This is a genomic window from Exiguobacterium sp. s95 (assembly GCF_018618655.1).
Lineage (GTDB): Bacteria > Bacillota > Bacilli > Exiguobacteriales > Exiguobacteriaceae > Exiguobacterium_A > Exiguobacterium_A oxidotolerans.
On sequence record NZ_JACSMM010000003.1, the window covers coordinates 161,781 to 179,170 of the forward strand.

The 17,390-nt window shown below is 45.3% G+C and carries 17 protein-coding genes; 14 read left to right on the plus strand and 3 right to left on the minus strand.

What is annotated here, in order from left to right; all coding sequences use genetic code 11:
• The first annotated feature begins 27 nt into the window (after positions 1-27).
• The 5 genes from KNP99_RS08035 to KNP99_RS08055 all read left to right on the plus strand — a co-directional run bounded on the left by KNP99_RS08035 (position 28) and on the right by KNP99_RS08055 (position 4,098).
• A complete protein-coding gene (locus KNP99_RS08035; RefSeq protein WP_088836565.1) occupies positions 28-927 on the plus strand; it encodes a deoxyribonuclease IV in 900 nt (299 codons plus the stop codon).
• Positions 928-946: 19 nt separating this feature from the next.
• Positions 947-1,561 carry a hypothetical protein gene (locus KNP99_RS08040; RefSeq protein ID WP_215193156.1) on the plus strand — a complete coding sequence of 205 codons (615 nt, stop codon included), beginning with the start codon at positions 947-949 and terminating at the stop codon, positions 1,559-1,561.
• A gap of 128 nt (positions 1,562-1,689) precedes the next feature.
• Positions 1,690-1,926, plus strand: a complete 237-nt coding sequence (locus tag KNP99_RS08045) for a FeoA family protein (protein WP_029332956.1) — start codon at positions 1,690-1,692, stop codon at positions 1,924-1,926.
• On the plus strand, positions 1,923-3,899 hold the full coding sequence (gene feoB, locus KNP99_RS08050) for a ferrous iron transport protein B (RefSeq protein ID WP_215193157.1): 1,977 nt from the start codon (positions 1,923-1,925) through the stop codon (positions 3,897-3,899). The genes KNP99_RS08045 and feoB overlap by 4 nt, the downstream gene beginning before the upstream one ends.
• A 16-nt stretch (positions 3,900-3,915) precedes the next feature.
• Positions 3,916-4,098, plus strand: a complete 183-nt coding sequence (locus KNP99_RS08055) for a FeoB-associated Cys-rich membrane protein (protein WP_088836568.1) — start codon at positions 3,916-3,918, stop codon at positions 4,096-4,098.
• Between the two features lie 54 nt (positions 4,099-4,152).
• On the opposite strand, the gene KNP99_RS08060 is transcribed toward KNP99_RS08055, so the two are convergent.
• From KNP99_RS08060 to KNP99_RS08070, 3 genes are all read right to left on the minus strand, one after another.
• Positions 4,153-4,326: a XapX domain-containing protein gene (locus tag KNP99_RS08060; protein WP_014969827.1), complete on the minus strand. Its 174-nt coding sequence runs from the start codon at positions 4,324-4,326 to the stop codon at positions 4,153-4,155.
• A gap of 75 nt (positions 4,327-4,401) precedes the next feature.
• On the minus strand, positions 4,402-6,561 hold the full coding sequence (locus KNP99_RS08065; protein ID WP_088836569.1) for an RNA degradosome polyphosphate kinase: 2,160 nt from the start codon (positions 6,559-6,561) through the stop codon (positions 4,402-4,404).
• Complete coding sequence (locus tag KNP99_RS08070) at positions 6,558-8,096, minus strand: Ppx/GppA phosphatase family protein (RefSeq protein WP_214800976.1); 1,539 nt, start codon at positions 8,094-8,096, stop codon at positions 6,558-6,560. The genes KNP99_RS08065 and KNP99_RS08070 overlap by 4 nt, the downstream gene beginning before the upstream one ends.
• A 217-nt stretch (positions 8,097-8,313) precedes the next feature.
• Here KNP99_RS08070 and KNP99_RS08075 point away from each other — a divergent pair, with 217 nt between their 5' ends.
• From KNP99_RS08075 to KNP99_RS08115, 9 genes are all read left to right on the plus strand, one after another.
• Positions 8,314-9,081 carry a metal ABC transporter ATP-binding protein gene (locus tag KNP99_RS08075; RefSeq protein ID WP_214769919.1) on the plus strand — a complete coding sequence of 256 codons (768 nt, stop codon included), beginning with the start codon at positions 8,314-8,316 and terminating at the stop codon, positions 9,079-9,081.
• Positions 9,078-9,947 carry a metal ABC transporter permease gene (locus KNP99_RS08080; RefSeq protein ID WP_353049628.1) on the plus strand — a complete coding sequence of 290 codons (870 nt, stop codon included), beginning with the start codon at positions 9,078-9,080 and terminating at the stop codon, positions 9,945-9,947. The genes KNP99_RS08075 and KNP99_RS08080 overlap by 4 nt, the downstream gene beginning before the upstream one ends.
• Positions 9,919-10,344 carry a Fur family transcriptional regulator gene (locus KNP99_RS08085; protein WP_029332963.1) on the plus strand — a complete coding sequence of 142 codons (426 nt, stop codon included), beginning with the start codon at positions 9,919-9,921 and terminating at the stop codon, positions 10,342-10,344. The genes KNP99_RS08080 and KNP99_RS08085 overlap by 29 nt, the downstream gene beginning before the upstream one ends.
• 185 nt (positions 10,345-10,529) lie before the next feature.
• Entirely contained in the window at positions 10,530-11,966 is a 1,437-nt protein-coding gene (locus tag KNP99_RS08090; protein WP_215193174.1) for an NAD(P)H-hydrate dehydratase, read from the plus strand.
• A 435-nt stretch (positions 11,967-12,401) separates the two neighbouring features.
• Complete coding sequence (locus KNP99_RS08095) at positions 12,402-12,788, plus strand: GntR family transcriptional regulator (protein WP_088836572.1); 387 nt, start codon at positions 12,402-12,404, stop codon at positions 12,786-12,788.
• Entirely contained in the window at positions 12,781-13,461 is a 681-nt protein-coding gene (locus tag KNP99_RS08100) for an ATP-binding cassette domain-containing protein (protein WP_214810724.1), read from the plus strand. Before KNP99_RS08095 ends, KNP99_RS08100 begins: the two co-directional genes overlap by 8 nt.
• Entirely contained in the window at positions 13,458-14,279 is an 822-nt protein-coding gene (locus tag KNP99_RS08105; protein ID WP_214765411.1) for an ABC transporter permease, read from the plus strand. Before KNP99_RS08100 ends, KNP99_RS08105 begins: the two co-directional genes overlap by 4 nt.
• Before the next feature lie 12 nt (positions 14,280-14,291).
• Entirely contained in the window at positions 14,292-15,389 is a 1,098-nt protein-coding gene (locus KNP99_RS08110) for a hypothetical protein (protein WP_215193158.1), read from the plus strand.
• A gap of 153 nt (positions 15,390-15,542) precedes the next feature.
• Positions 15,543-17,387, plus strand: a complete 1,845-nt coding sequence (locus KNP99_RS08115; RefSeq protein WP_215193159.1) for an EAL domain-containing protein — start codon at positions 15,543-15,545, stop codon at positions 17,385-17,387.
• Positions 17,388-17,390 lie beyond the last annotated feature (3 nt).

The window sequence follows — 17,390 nt, forward strand, 5'->3', positions numbered from 1 at the left end:
TAAGTAGAGCGAAAGGTGGAATACAGGATGAAAATTGGTTCACACGTCTCCTTATCGGGGAAAAAGATGTTACTTGGTGCAAGTGAGGAAGCGGCGTCATATGGCGCGACAACGATGATGGTGTATACAGGAGCACCTCAAAATACACGAAGAAAACCGATTGAGGAATTACGGATTGCAGAAGGATTATTGCACATGGAGGCAAATGGGATTGAAGAGATTGTCGTCCATGCCCCTTATATCATCAATCTTGGCAATACGACGAAACCGGAAACCTTTGAATTAGCCGTATCATTCTTGGCAGAAGAAATTCGACGCGCGGAAGCACTTGAAAAGGCGCAACATATCGTCTTACACCCTGGTGCCCATGTCGGTGCCGGTGAGGATATCGGAATTAAACGAATCATCGAAGGATTGAACGAAGTCTTATCTGGAAATGAAAAAGTAAAAATCGCACTCGAAACGATGGCAGGGAAAGGGTCTGAAATCGGGAAGACGTTTGAAGAATTGGCACAAATCATTGATGGGGTCACACACAACGACCGCTTGTCGATTTGCCTCGATACGTGTCACGTCCATGATGCAGGATATGACATCGTCCACGATTTAGACGGGGTACTCGAACGGTTTGACCGGGTCGTCGGTCTCGATCGCCTTGGTGTCATCCACGTTAATGACTCGAAAAACGTCCGTGGTGCGAAAAAAGACCGTCATGAAAACATCGGTTTTGGTGAAATTGGATTTGACACATTACATCGGATCGTCCATCATCAAGCGCTTGCTCATTTACCAAAAATTTTAGAGACACCGTATATCGGGCTTGATCCGAAAAAGAAAGTGGCACCCTATAAAGAAGAAATCGCGATGTTGCGGTCAGGGAACTTTGATGCAGAGTGGCGATTACCGCTCATCGGAACATCCATTTAAACGAGAGAGGTGTAAGGACGTGTGCCATCTACTAGTCGTTGATGAATCAGATTTTGCTTTACGGCAGGCGGTCGTTCATTATTATGAAACGAAGGAACCCTTTTATTTACCAGCAGATTTAGAAGCGGGTGAAGAAGTTTTTTTAGCGACAAAAATGGGGATAATCGCTTATGCGGAAACGTTGTTCAGTGAATATACGACACGCCCATCTGATCCTCACTGGCGAGTAGAGGCAGACGGAGTCGAGCGGACATACGCGTGTCTTGATTTAATTAGCGTCGACTTACATCATCCGTTACTTGGCACACCACTGACAGATTTGAAGGTTGAATCGGGGATGGTTCAGGTGAGTGTTCGTCAACGCTTTGTCGAAGCGTGGCAGTACGGGTATTTCGAAACCGACGTTACGACGATTGAGGAAGCGAAGCAACGCAGGCAGGAGAAATTTCATGAGCGGAATCATATCGGTCAGTTAGCGGAAGCTTGCGAACATTGTGGACAAAAAAACCAGTCCATTTTAGAGTGGCATCAGGAAAACAATCAGTTCCTGACGCTCTGTCCTTCATGCCATCGTTTAGCTCATCAAAGGTCTGAGTCCTTGATCGATGTTGCGGCAACCTCAGATGAACCGTAAGAAAGTTGATAGTGACAAGATGTTCACACATCGAATCACTACCAGCTTTTTTTTATTATAGAAAAACGTGTTATAATCAACAATGATAATTGTTATCAATGAAAAATGTATCAGATGGGGGAACCATAATGATTGATTTAGCAACGATTCCAATCAACAAACCCGTTGTTATGACCAACTTAAATAAAATCGAGGATCGATTACGAAGACGCTTACTCGCGCTTGGTTTTTATGAAGGTTGTCCAGTCGTCGTCAAGAGACGGGCGAGCTTTCAAGGTCCTTTGACAATAGAACAAAGAGATCATCATCAAATGATTGCGATTCGGCGCAGCGATGCAAAAAAGATTGAGGTGTATTCACCATGACGCAACGGATTGCTTTACTCGGTAACCCGAACACGGGGAAGACGTCATTATTTAACCGCTTGACCGGATCATATGCCCATGTCGGCAACTGGTCGGGGGTAACGGTTGATAAAAAAATCGGGAAATTACACGGTGGGGGGGGACAGCTAGTCGATTTGCCCGGCGTCTACGATTTGGACCCGCTATCGGCCGATGAAGCGGTCGTCGCCCGTTTTTTAATGGAAGAACAATTCGACGCCATGATTAATATCATCGATGCATCGCAGTTAGAGCGGAACTTGCAATTGACGGCACAGCTGCTTGAGATTGGAAAACCACTTCAAATTGGATTGAATATGATTGACGTCGCGACTAATCGGGGAACACAGATTGATGCGAGGGCACTCGCGACGGCACTTGGGGTAGAAGTATTTCCGATTGTCGCTCGGACTGGAGACGGCTGTGATGTCTTATTAACATCACTCAAGACAGAAGCCGTTACTCCACTGCATATTGACTACGGAGAGGCAACGGAACAGGCGATTACAGAAATTATGGAACAAGCATTGCTGCAATTGAACGAACGCTGGATGGCTGTTCAATACTTGGCTGGGAATCGTGTTTTTGTCGAACACCTGGAGCGACGTTCGTCTTCAATTATCGAAATTCGAAAACAACTCGAAGCTCAACTCGGTCGTTTCATTCATGCCCACATTACAGAGTGTCGCCGAAACTGGGCAATCGCGATGCGAGCGAGTGCTGTCGTCGAGGAAAAGACGGATCAAAAATCGTGGACCGACCGGATTGATGCAGTCGTTACGCATCCGATTTTCGGGTTACCAATCTTTTTCGCCGTATTGTATGGATTATTTCATATCACGTTTAATTGGGTCGGCTCTCCGTTATCGGACCTCTTATCGGCCTTCATCGAAGGACCGCTCTCAGCAGGTGTTGTATGGATACTAAGTGCAATCGGGGCATCTGGATTCATTCAAGATTTATTAATTGATGGCGTCATTGCAGGGGTCGGCGGTGTATTAGTGTTTGTCCCGCAAATCTTCGTCTTGTTTTTCTTCATCTCGTTTCTCGAAGATTCAGGGTACATGGCCCGCGTCGCGATCGTCATGGACCGTTTCATGCAAATGGTTGGCTTGAACGGGAAAAGTTTTATTCCGATGATCATCGGCTTCGGCTGTAACGTTCCTGGTATCATGGCAGCACGTTCGGTCGAAGAAGAGCGGGAACGACTTGTGACGATTTTCATCTCACCGTTCATGTCTTGCTCGGCCCGACTGCCGATTTATGCCGTATTCGCCGGTAGCTTTTTTGCGAGTAATCAAGCATTGATTGTCTTATCACTTTATATTTTAGGAATCGTACTTGCGCTGATTGCGGCAAAAGTATTTTCAAAAATCCTAGCGGCCGAAGATGCGACAAGTCTCTTCATGGTCGAACAACCACCATACCGGGTACCGCAATGGTTGACGTTATGGCGGAGTACATGGCAAAAAGGAAAAGGGTTTGTTCGAAAAGCCGGTACGTTCATCTTTGGGGGATCAGTCGTCATTTGGTTGCTCGCTTATACGGGACCAGCTGGATTCGATGTCAATATGAATGATAGTTTTCTCGCGATGATTGGTGGAGTGATTGCAATGCTCCTCGTTCCAATCGGCTTTGGGACATGGCAGGCAGGTGCTGCCTTAATTACCGGATTTTTGGCGAAGGAAGTCGTTGTTTCAACGATGGCAATCATCTATGCCGTCAATGAATCAGAACTCGGTCGTCAGTTGTCAGGGCAGTTCACGCCACTCAGTGCCTATAGTTTCATGGCATTCGTATTACTGTATGTTCCGTGTCTCGCGACCGTCGCCGTCATTCGACGTGAAGTCGGAAGCGCGAAGCTGACGTGGGTTGCAAGTCTCTATGGATTGTTCGTCGCCTATGGTGTCTCCTTCGTCATTTATCAAACAGGGCTACTACTCGGTTTTTCATAAGCTTGGAGGGAATTACATGCATCTTGTCGATATTTTGATTGGATTGATAATCTTTGGATACGCAGGTTATTCTTTAGTTCGTTTTACGAAAAAGGCGAAAAAGGGAAAATGTGCGACGTGTGAAGTAGAACCAACGTGTAAAACAGCTTGTGATGATGTGAACTGGGATCATGTCATCGCCGAAGCATTGAAGAAATAAAAAAACGTTCGTCTCGTCCTAAAAAAGGGATGAGGCGAACGTTTTTTTGTTTCATTAAAACGGCCAACGATCGGCAACGAATAGAAATACTTTCATTCCGAGGAAGACACCAAAAATTCCGACGATTGCGGGGAAGACAGGTGGTGCCGGGATTGGTAATTTAAGAGCGGTAAAGACGACACCACAAATGATGCCGGCAAGTAGTGATAATAAAATTTGTTGTAGCATGAGTTCCAGTCCTTTCTTCATATAAAAAAACGCTTACACTTTCATTATATGAAGATGTCTGACGTTAAACAACATTTATTTTTGAGGTGATTGTGGCTCGAACGAGATTTTATCTTCCTTTCGTTCAATGGCAATCCATTTGTGTTCGAGTGGGTTTTCGAATGATGGTTTTGATTTTAATTTGTCGTTCGTATAATGTTGAATCAAGATTTGCGATTCACATGCTTGTTTACCACGCGTGACGTAAGCGTATTCTCCATCCGCCCCTTGTTCCCGTGCTTTGATATTGTCCGCCAGTGTCATCGCGAGGCAATCCTTCAAATACTCTTTATGATCTTCATCGATGATCGGGAATAAGATTTCAATGCGTTTGCGCATATTTCGTGTCATCCAGTCGGCACTCGAACAGTAAATCAGTTCTTCTCCGTTATGGTGGAAATAAAAGATTCGTGAGTGCTCCAAGTATCGATCGACGACAGACGTGACTCTGATGTTTTCTGAAACACCTTTGATTTGTGGACGGAGACAACAGACGCCACGGACAATCAGTTCGATGCGGACGCCGGCACGTGATGCTTGATAGAGCTTCGTGATGATTTCTTTTTCCGTCAAACTGTTCATCTTCGCGACGATTCGACCGTTGCCATGTTTTTTATGAAATTTGATTTCGTCATCAATCAATGATAAGAATTTTTCAAGCATCGAATTAGGGGACGTGTGGATCGCATTCCATTTCGGCTGTTCCCCGTATCCGGATAACCAGTTGAAGAAGTTTGTCGCATCTTCCGCTAATTGTTCGCGGACGGTCAATAGACCGATGTCGGTATAGAGTTTCGCCGTTGAATCGTTATAATTCCCCGTCCCGAGATGGACGAAGCGTTGAATTCGTCCTTCTTGAAGGCGGACGATCAAGGTGATTTTGGAGTGCGTCTTTAAGTCACTATACCCATAGATGACGTGAGCACCGACTTTTTCAAGTTGTTTTGCCCACTCGATGTTCTTCGCTTCGTCAAACCGGGCTTTCAGCTCGACGAGAACGGTAACCTGTTTCCCATTTTCGACGGCTGTCTTTAAAGCTTTAATGATAGGGGAATCCCCTGAGACACGGTAAAGCGTTTGTTTGATTGCGAGTACGTTCGGATCATTAGCTGCCTGACCAATCAGACGGACGATTGGATCGAACGTATGGTACGGGTGATGTAACAAATAATCGCGTTGTAAAATCTGATCGAATAAGTTTTTCGATTGTTCGAGCGCAGGTGGTTCGACTGGCATGATCGTTTGATAGATCAAGTGGTCGTACTCGACACCGATTTGACTATAAAAGGCGAAAGCGAACGTTAAATCGATTGGACCGTCGACGGCGAAAATATCGCGATCTTGTAAGTCGAGCACGTCGCGCAACATGTTGAGTAGTTCTGTATTGATGGCATTTTTTTGAATCTCGAGACGAATCCCTACCCCCCACCGGCGTTTTTTTAATTCCTTTTCAATCAGTTTTAAAATGTCATGTGTCCCTTCTTCATGAAACGGGAGGTCGGCATTTCGCGTGATGCGAAATGGCATCGCAGACAGGACACGATAACCTTTAAAGAGCGAATCGATGAAGGAGATAATGACATCTTCGAGTAAGATGACGGCCGTCGTCTCTTCATCGTCGACCGGTAAATCGACGAAACGCGGTAAGACGGCAGGGACTTGGACGAGCGCTAAGTTCCGCTTTGAACCATCCTCTGCTTCGAGTGCAGTCGCGATATTGAGCGACTTCGATGATAACATCGGAAAGGGGCGATAGGCATCGACTGCGACCGGTGTCAGTACAGGGAAAACTTGATCACGGAAAAACGCCTTCACATATTCGGACTGAACTTCGTTTAATTCCTCGTGCTTTAAAAAGAAAATCGACTCTTTCTTTAAAGCAGTACTAATTTCCTTGAATGCCTCATATTGCTGTTCGACGAGCTCTTTTGTTTTCGCGGCAATTGCGCGCAGTTGCTGCTTCGGCGTCAACTGCTGTTTGTTTTCCGGCTTGTTGAACCCGGCCAGGACCTCATCCTTTAATCCACCGACACGTACCATATAAAATTCGTCCAAGTTGGAGCTGAAGATTCCTAAAAACTTCAATCGTTCCATCAACGGATTTCGTGTATCTAAGACTTCTCCGAGCACACGTTCATTAAACTGGAGCCAACTGATTTCGCGATTATTAAAGTAGTCTGGAGAATCGAATTTCATGAAGTAAGACTTCCTTTCGTTTGCAGTTCAATCGACTGGTCGATGACGCGTTCGAGATGTTTCTTTTGTTTTTCGGCTTTTTCGACTTCAAATCCATAATCATGATCACCCGTATCGAGCGTCAGGAGCAGGGCCTCGTTTTCAATGTGCAGTTCGACACTGTCGACGGCGCGACGCTCCGTCACGTCGAGTGCATCGGCAAGCTTAAGAAGTGATCCAAGCAAATCGAACCGCTCGATTGATTTATCGGAAAACCAATCTTTAAATGGTTTCAAGAGTTGTTGCATCCGTTTGGACGATGAATAAGAGCTGACGAGCGCGAGCGCAAGCCGATCTTTATGCGTCATGCCTTTCAAGTCCGTATTCGTCAATAAATAAAAGGTCTGGTTCGACCGCGTATCTGGATTGATATACTGTCCGCAGTAAAGCAGACGACTCGCTGAATCAAGTAATCGTAAATCGGCGGCGCGTTCCGGAATGATGTCGAGTGAGACGAGTTGACGATATAGTGATTTAGCGAGCGTGCCGAGGTAATTCATCCGATCGCGATTGACTTTATAATCACTTTCGAGTTGAAACAGACTTTCTTCGCGGACGTTTTCAACACGGCGTTGGTTACCTTCGTGTAAGTCGTACTCATAGACGAGTCCTTCGCGCAAACCATAGTTACTCATCACGAATTGGTCGGCCTCGATATGTAACGCGAGTTCGTGAATCGCAATCAGGGCAGGTAGGAAGATATCGACTCGATCTTTTGATAACCCTTCAATTTTCCCAAGGTGTTTTGGTGACTTGTCTTCAAGCTCGTCAACGAGTTTTCCGAGTTCTTTTGTCCGGACTTGATATTGATGGATCCCGTGAAGTGGATAATCGAGAGTCGACTGATGGATGCGGACGAAGTTTCGGGCAGAACCACCAACACCGATCAACGGCAATTTTTTTTCTTTAAGCCAAGGAATTTCAGCGAACTGCTCTTTTAAGAATTTAATCAATTTCTTTTGTTCACTTGAGGTCATCGTCTCACCGGAGATGAACTGGCGTGTCAACGTGACGGCTCCGAACGAAAAACTGTGATAGGCGACCATCTCGCGATTTTCGATCAACGTCACTTCCATCGAACCGCCGCCGATATCGACGGAATAACCATCTGTCAAGAAGGTCGAGTTAATGATGGCGAAATAGCCATAGTAGGCTTCTTGCTCGTCGGATAGGATACGCATCGAAAATGGAGTCGTCTGGTCAACAGTCTCAACGATCTCCTGGCGATTCGTGGCATTTCGAATGGCAGCTGTCGCGACGCAGAACGTTTCTTCGACGTTATGCGTCAAACCGATTTCATGAAACCGTTGGAGTGTGTCAGATAAGATGTCGATTCCCGCTTGATCGAGTGCTCCGTCTTGATCGATATGAGCGGATAGTCGAGCGACCACCTTCACGTTAATTTTTTCGATGTAGCGACCTGAATCGATTGGGTGGAAGATGACGTAACGGATCGAGTTCGATCCGATGTCGATGACTGCTAATTCGTTTTTCAAAGATATCCCGACTCCTTTCACATATAGTAAACTGTTCCCGAAACGATACGGTGAGAAACGGGAGTGTATCTTTCTTTATTGTACCTTGTGACTAACTGAAAAAACGATAACGTTTAAAAAAGTTACATCAGTTGCGTCAGTCAGGGAGCGGGGCTATAATGGAAAAGTTGATAAGACGTAATTATTCCGTTTTAAAAAACGGAAGGAGTGAAGACAAATGAATGAACCGATTATTGAGATTAATCAAGTAACGTACGATTACCCGGATCGCCGTGTATTGAACAATGTGTCATTCACAGTTGAGCAAGGACAATTTCTCGCCATCGTTGGCGAAAATGGATCCGGGAAGTCGACGTTAATTAAATGTATGCTTGGGCTGTTGAATCCGAAAGGATCGATTCGCCTGTTCGGACAAAATCAGTCGAATTTCAATGACTGGTGGCGGATCAGTTATGTCTCGCAAAAGGCGGCTTCGTTTAACTCCGGTTTTCCTGTGACGGTCGCTGAAGTCGTCGAAATGGGGCTGTACGCGAAAAAAGGGTTATTTCGCCGTGTAACGAAACACGATCGTGAAAAAGTGAAAACGGCGCTTGAGACAGTCGGTATGTGGGAGCGGCGCGACTCGAAGGTCGGTGATTTATCGGGGGGGCAACAACAACGCGTCTTTATCGCGCGTGCACTCGTCAATGATCCGGACTTGATGATTCTCGATGAACCGACAGTCGGTGTCGACCAGCGGTATGTCAAAGAATTTTATGAAATTTTAGAAGAACTACGACGTGATAAGAAGCGGACGTTTGTCCTCGTCACCCATGATATTCATTTTGTCAGTAAGCTCGTCACGGACGTCATTCATCTCGTGGACGGACGTCTTGGTTGCAACTGTGGTATTAAGGAATACTGGGAACTTGATGAGCAGACGATTCGTTCGCTTTACCCGGTACCGGGACGCGTGCTTATCCATGAAGGGGAGGGCGTCCAGTGATTGAAGCCTTTATGACATTAAAATTTTTACAGTACGCACTCGTCGCAGCAGTCTTGATTGGGTTTACGGCCCCGTTGATTGGGTCGTTCGTCGTCGTACGCCGGATGAGTCTCATCGCCGATGCCTTGTCTCACGTCACACTTGCTGGAATTGCACTCAGTCTGTTGATTTCAGGAATGGTCGCAAGTTTATCCAGTTTGAACCCTCTTTACTTAGGGATTGTGACGGCCGTCATCGCGGCGTTGACGATTGACTGGTTGCGCGCGAAATATAAACATTTTCAAGAACTTGCGATTCCGATCATCATGGCGACCGGGATGGGACTTGGGGCAATTTTTATCAGCTTGGCGAATGGATTTTCAATGGACTTAGTGTCCTTTTTGTTCGGAACGGTCTCGGCTGTCACATTGACGGATGTCTATACCATTTTAATCGTGACGGGAATCGTTATCTTGTTCGTCATCGCTTTTTATAAGGAATTACTTTTTTTATCCTTTGATGAAGAACAGGCGCGTGTCTCGGGTATTCGTTTACGTCTTGTGCATATCTTATTTATGATTGTCGTAGCGCTCGTCATTGCAATCAGTATGCGCGTCGTCGGCATTTTACTCGTCTCTAGTTTAATCACATTACCCGTCGCAGCGGCGCTTCGTTTTGCAAAAAGTTTCAAGACGACGATTTTGTTTGCGATCATCTTTGGTGAAGTCGCGACGGTCGCCGGGTTGATTCTTGCCTATCAATTCGATTTAGCACCTGGCGGAATGATTGTCATGCTTGCTGTTGCTGAACTCATCATCGTGATGTTAGTGGAACGGTTTTGGATTGGAGGAAAAACGCATGCAGAAACAGATCGAACAAGCGCGTGAACAAATGAAAGCTTCCGGATTCAAAGCGACGCCAAAGCGGCTTGATTTACTGGCGTATCTCTTTGAAGCGAACCGGTATGTCAGTGCTCGAGAAATCGCGGAAGAATTACGAACCTCTCATCCGTCGCTAAGTTACGATACGATTTACCGTAACTTAAACGACTTTGCGGAAATCAATATTTTAGAAACGACGGAACTCGACGGTGAAATGAAATATCGTGCTGCTTGTCAGTCGGGACAACATCATCATCATTTAATTTGTCGCGCTTGTGGAAAGACGCAAACGCTGAACGTGTGCCCGATGGAATTAATGTCACCAATCAAAGCGTCTGGTTTTGAGGTTGAAGATCATAAGTTTGAAATCTATGGTCGGTGTGCCGATTGCCAATCTGTCTGACTCAGAATAACTTCTTCTAGAGGATCATATGAGGATGAAGGGGAACAAGTTGATTTTGAACAAAACAATCAAGAAAAAGGGATTGCCATACTTAAGTGGGCAATCCCTTTTTTGGTTTCAGGATCGACTGCCTTTGTTGCATAGTTCGGTGGAAAACGGGAATAGGACGAACAGAGGTGATTGGAATGATCTATGATGCAAATGAAGCAAGACAAATTGATGAATGGGCACGGACGTCGGGGCTGCCGGTCGAAGTGCTGATGGAACGGGCCGGGCAACATGTCGCGGCCGAGATGAAGCAACGGCATACCAAGACGGACCGAATTTTAATCATTTGTGGGACAGGCAACAATGGAGGGGATGGATACGTCATCGCCCGTGAGCTGATTCGAGACGACTATGACGTGACGGTCCAAGCTCCGCTTGGTCCAACCAAGACGGAGACGGCACGGCTCCATGAAACGTATGCTGAAAAATTTGGTGTCATCGCAGAGCCACCTTGTGGACAATATGATGTGATTATCGATGCGCTCTTCGGAACAGGGTTTGATCCGAAACGAATCAATGAGGTGACGGAAAAAACCTTTGACTTGGTGAAAGAACAGCGTCAGCAAGGAGCAATCGTTTATGCGATCGATGTACCAAGCGGAGTACCGTCTGATGCGGCAACCGATTTTTCTTTGGAAGCGGTTCAAGCGATGCAGACGTTTTGCCTCCACGCCTATAAACGGTCCGCCTTTTTACTGAAGACCGCACCGTTTTATGGAGATGTCGAGCTCGTCGATATCGGATTACCGAACGCAGCGGAATGGGAACTGTTCGAGGAACCGATCGACAGTTTGTTTGAACGGCAACACGATGGACATAAAGGGACCTATGGCACGGCACTTTTGATTGGCGGAAGCGAGACGATGCCGGGTTCGATTCAACTCGCGGCACGGGCGGCTTTACGAACCGGTGTCGGAAAGTTACAGGTCGCAACAGTCGATTCAGCAAAAATTGGATTATTAATCAACGCGCCGGAAGCGATGGTGCTCAATCAGACGACGGAAACGATTCAAGCGATGCTTGATCAAGTGACGGCTGTCGGAATCGGACCGGGACTGACTTCGGATAAAGTAGCGGACTGGATTGAACTGGCTTTTACTAAAGATATTCCCGTTGTCCTCGATGCGGCGGCACTGATTCGCGAAGAGTATCCAGAACGGCGAGCCCCAATCGTTGTAACCCCACATATCGGTGAGTTTGCCCGAATGACGAACAAAGCGGTCGCAGACATTCAAGATGATTTATTTGGAGCAGCGTCGGACTATGCGATGCTCCATCAAGTGACGGTTGTTTTGAAATTGCATGTCATTTTGGTCGCTAAACCGGACGGGGGAGGATACGTCATTTCCGGGGCATCGAGTGGACTTGCAAAAGGCGGCAGTGGCGATACGTTATTTGGCTTGATAACCAGTCTGCTCGCCCAACGTGACTACCACGATCAAGGATCGGTTGAGCATTTAATCGCCATGGGAGTCGCTTGGTATGCACGGGCTTCTAAGCGGATCGAACAACGCATCCATCCAAGTAGTATCGTTGCGACGGATTTGATTGATGAATTGGCACGACGAACCTAACCTTTTCTTAGCGTAGACAAAGTGATGGCGGGAGATAAAAGCGTCTATCTTTTTCGTTGCGTTCTTCGGGCGAGACGGACAAACACGTACTTTTCCCATAGGAGTCAACGAAAACGAAGCCTTTCAAACTGTGACGCAGTGAAAGACAAGTCATGCAAAGATTTAGAGCGCGTACCCGCTTCCAAAGCGAAAGGCAACATTCCGCGACCCTGCAGTGAAGCGAAGCGGTGCGGAATGTTGCCGCTTTGAAGACGAGTCAAGACAGGGAAGCGCGACATGCCTTCATACCCATCCGACTCCTCAAGTTTGTTTACACCCTAAAATCACTTCGAAAAAGAAGTGATTTTTTTTATTGACCTATGACTGTATTACAAGTATCATACAGTCATAAGGTGTATTAGTGTTTTAATACAGTATAACGATGGAGGTGGCAACATGCCGATGCAATTCGATCAACGGAGTCCTGTCTACCTACAAGTCATCCGGTGGTTTAAAGAACGAATCGCGACGGAAGAGTTGAAACGTGGTCAGGAGATTCCTTCACGACGCGAAATCGCTGCTCAACTAGGAATCAATCCGAACACTGCTCAAAAAGCATATAAGGAAATGGAGGAACAACACTTGATTACGACTGAACGAAATGTCCCGAGTAAAATTACGATGGATCCGGAAGTTGTCTCGAAGGTCCGGGCGGAATTGTTAAATGAAGCAGTCGAACAGTTTGTGCATTCAATCCAGGCGATTCAAGTCCCGCTTGATGAAGTCGTCATGAAAATCGAACACCTATACGAAACGAAAGAACGGGGGAAAATCGATGCTTGAGGTACATGGTCTAAAAAAACGCTTTGGACGAAAACGTCCCGTCTTAAACGGTGTATCGTTTTCTGTCAAACCGGATACGTTAACGTGTTTAATCGGTTTAAACGGGGAAGGGAAATCGACGATTCTTAAAGGCATCGTCGGTCTGATTCCGATGGACGCCGGCAGTATCATCGTCGACGGGACGACGTCGCGCGAAAAAATCGCTTTTGTGCCGGACGTCCAGACGATGCCGAGCTATATGACCATCGGGGATACGCTTACATACATGAACGATTATTATCCGGACTGGAACGAGCAGACGGCAGATGAATTGATGGCGACGTTCAAACTGCTGTCGACGGATAAAATTAATGAGCTCTCAAAAGGAAATCAGGCAAAGGTCAATTTATTACTCGGTTTTGCCCTCGATCGGCCGTATCTGTTGCTGGACGAACCGTTTGCCGGGATTGATTTGTTTACGAAAGAACAGATTGCCTGGATTTTTTCGAGTCATTATATGGAAGGGCGCGGCATCTTGATGACGACGCATGAAATCGTCGAAGTCGAGCATTTGATTGACCGTGTGATTTTTTTACAGGACGGACAAATCATTGATGAACACGATACGGAAGAAATGCGGGAAATTCACGGGAAATCCGTCCAAGACCGGATGCGGGAGGTGTATCAGCGATGAAAAAGTATTTGATGTTAACGAATGAAGAAATCAAACGGAGCAGTAAATTGTATTTAATCGTAGTCGGTGCATTAATCGTGCTTGAACTACTGTCAGTCGTCGTCAAGACGATGTTATACGAACGAAGCATCGAGACGTTCATGCGGATGAACCAAGCCTCCGAACTCGAAGCGGTCAATTCGTATGGAAAATTTTCTTTTGCGGCAGCGACCTCGATTTTTGATTACATCATGATGATTGGTGTCGCATATATCTTAGTACTCGCCTTGCAAATTTGGTACCGTGAATGGATTGGGGAATCAAAACATATCTATCGACTCTTACTTTTACCGGGCAGTCGGGTGTCAATCTACTTTGCGAAGCTGACGACGGTCCTGCTCGTGACGGTGAGTTTAATCGGTTTGCAGTGGCTGACGGTTATCGCAAGTTACGGTCTGTTTGATTGGTTGTTACCAGAATCACATAAATTACCAACCGGTCTTATTAAAGATGGGAGTCTGTTGCAAGTGTTTTATTCGATGAATATCGAGGATGTCTTCATCTTATTGATGATGTCCTGTGCCGTCATCAATCTGTTGTTTTTCATCGTCCTGATTGAGCGGTCGTTCCGAAAATCACGGGCGATGATCCAGCTGATAGCCGAAGCGATGATTTTAATCCTGCCATTCGGACTCGTGATGTATATCACAGAAGGTCCACTGTCCGGTTTATTGTTAAGAGTAGAATACGTGACGTTGTATCTTGTCTTATTATCAATCGGCTTCTTTTATGTCGGCTTTAGAAGCATTCGCTTAGTCCAAAACAAACTATCCGTTTAAGGGGGGAACATGATGCGACGCTTTCAATACTTAGTGGTGTTACTCGTTATATGTCTAGTGAGTTTGACGAGTTATTACGGTTACACGGCAACAATTCAAACGGCAGACTACACTGTCGAGCACATAACAGGAGACGTAAAGGGAACGAACCTTGCGAAACTGCATCTGATTCTGCAGTCGACAGCGAAAGGTAAAAACGTCTATTCCGATGTATCGTTAGATGGGACAGTCAAAAAAAATGGCGACAATTATCTTGAAGGAATATTTGGGAACAGAGAGTTTAACCCGATTCTAAAAACAGACGCCAAGGATTTTTTACGGGCGGATGAAACGCTCAGTGAAGATGACGACTACCTGTACGGGATCCGTACGGCTGAACAAGAACTGGAATTAAAGATGTGGGATAAACAGACGAAACGGCTGACGGAAATGACGCTCCCGTTTCCGTCTACCGTCAAGACAGGGTATGGCACAGGCAGCGTACGCGTCATCGACCGGATGGACAAGACACTTTATATCCAAGTCGATGCGTACAGAAAAAATCACGAGACCAATCAATTGATGCAAGTGGACTATCAACAGAAAAAAATCAAGCCAATCCGACTCGCTTCACCGGCAATCAAAAAGAACGAATTCAGAAACTACTTAACGGCCGGGCCGGATCGCGTCATCTATGTGCAACAATTCATTGATGAAAATAACGATTCGGAAATTCAGGAAACGTATCTTGAAGATGACGGGAAACACGTCCGACCAATCGAGAAGTTAAATAAAACGAATCAATCCTTCATTGCGATGGGTAACGGTGAACGATTGATCGCTTATAATGAAAATGAAGAAACAAACGAACTGCAATGGACCGTCTATGACACTGCAACGAAGCAAGTGACAAAGGATGCAATCAAGCTTGAAGCGGCGGAGAAAAAGATGGAATCGATTAACGAAGCATTTGCAGACAACCAGTTTTATTTCGTCTCCAAGATGAACGCGTCTGATTATCAAATTCGTGTCGTCGATATCTTGTCAGGGGACGTCATCTATGTCGGACAGATTCGCGATAAAAATCAAGTGAAGTCAAGCGCCATCATCACCAGCTTTTTTGGATATTAAATCAAATCAGACATGTTCAGCTGTGTAAAAACAGAAGAACATGTCTTTTTAAGTAAAAAATTGACACATAACGTAAGACAGGAGTATCATCAAGCGATGTCGAATAAAAAAATGACTACCTCAATGACAATCGGAAATGAAAGGAGGAGACGTATGCCGCTTAGCACGACGACTGATACCACTATCGCACAACAACACTGGATGGGAAATTTTGCGTTGTTCATGATGACAGCAGGAGCTTTGATTTTTTTAGAGACGACGGATGATGTATTACAAAATGCGTATCTTAATCGATCAACGATCATCATACTGCTTTTAGTGATCGGGATAACGACGTTTATCATTAGTCGAAGTCATATCGCGTCAAAATATCAATCGCATCTCCTCTCCATCATGTTACTGATTGTGCCGATCATCTCGATTAATTTGTTACCATATGCTGCCGTCACAGCTTGGGCAAGTTGTTTTTTATTTTTAATGATTGCCTTGATCTCGTACAACCGGATTGTGATGTGGTATACGATTGTCGTCGTACTAGCGACGAATCTGTTTATCATGTTCAATACAACGACGACTCTGGTGGAAATCGACTCTTCAGATCATGTCGCACGGCTCGGGATGGTTACGATTGGAATTTGCATTGCGCTAATCATCAATCATTTACATATACGAAATTTAAGTCAATTGCACTCGCTTGCTAATCAACTTGATGAGGCCGCAAAACGTGATCCGCAAACAGAATTATTGAATATGCGTGGATTAGAAGATTTTTTTGATGATGCTAACCGTCAACATTTACTGCTCATCGGTATTCACCTTGAGAATTATTATGAATTGGCACGCTATTTTGGAGAAGACATACAAGCTCGTGTCTTGTTTGAATGTATCGAACGACTCCAATCATTACTTCCACCTTACTTAGCACTTGTGCGGATTGAAGGAGGGACGCTTGCTGTCGTCATGGAAAAACCTGAAGGTGTTTCCTGTCATGATGAGATGGAGTTACTTAGTCAAAAAATGTCTGCGCCCTATCAGATCGACCTCCATCAAATTTATGTCAATCTGTATATCGTAATTGATGACGGCGATACGTTGCAAAAAAGTTGGATGAAACGAGTTCAACAAGTGAATTCTGCGCTACAAGAATCCGTTCAAAATGATAAAAAAGTCATGTGTATCGATCAAACATGGCGCTGTGAACAAACATTACGTGTCGAAGCTGCGCGCGCCTTATCACTTGCTGAAGTCAATCGAGATTTTTATTTAGTCTATCAGCTACAGTACGATTCGAATCAACAGACCTTTGTTGGACTTGAAGCACTCGTTCGCTGGAAAACGGAGTTGTCTAAAGCGAATCAACCATCCGTCTTCATCCCGATTGCTGAAAAAAGTGACTTAATCATTCGTCTAGGCGAATGGATTTTTGAAGAAGGCTGTAAGACAAGAAAACGATTGATCGGTCTTGTGCCAGAGAATTTTACGGTATCAGTGAATGTGTCACCACGCCAATTGACGAACGAATCGTTCATGCCCTTTATTGAACGGATGCTACTTAAGTATTCGCTTAAACCGCAACAAATCAAAATCGAGATTACGGAAAGTCAGTCGCTCGATTTTGAGAGCCAGCCGATTCTTCGGGCATTACGGCGGATAAAAACACTTGATTTTCCAGTGTCGTTAGATGACTTTGGAACAGGTCATGCCTCTTACCATGTATTGGAACGGTTGTTACCTTTGCGCCAATTAAAAATACCGAAACAGTTCATTGAACAAATTGAAGAATCAGCAAAACGCCAGTCCATCCTTGAATCGATTTTCCAATTGACACGTTCGATGAATGTCGAGTGTATCGTCGAAGGGGTAGAGACAGGAGAAGAAGTTCAAATTGCGAAAGATATTGGGATTCATCTTTTTCAAGGTTACTTTTTTGCAAAACCAGTTTCGCTAACAGATATCATTCTTTTATTAGAAAGCAAAAATAAGGAAGCGATGGATTAAGTC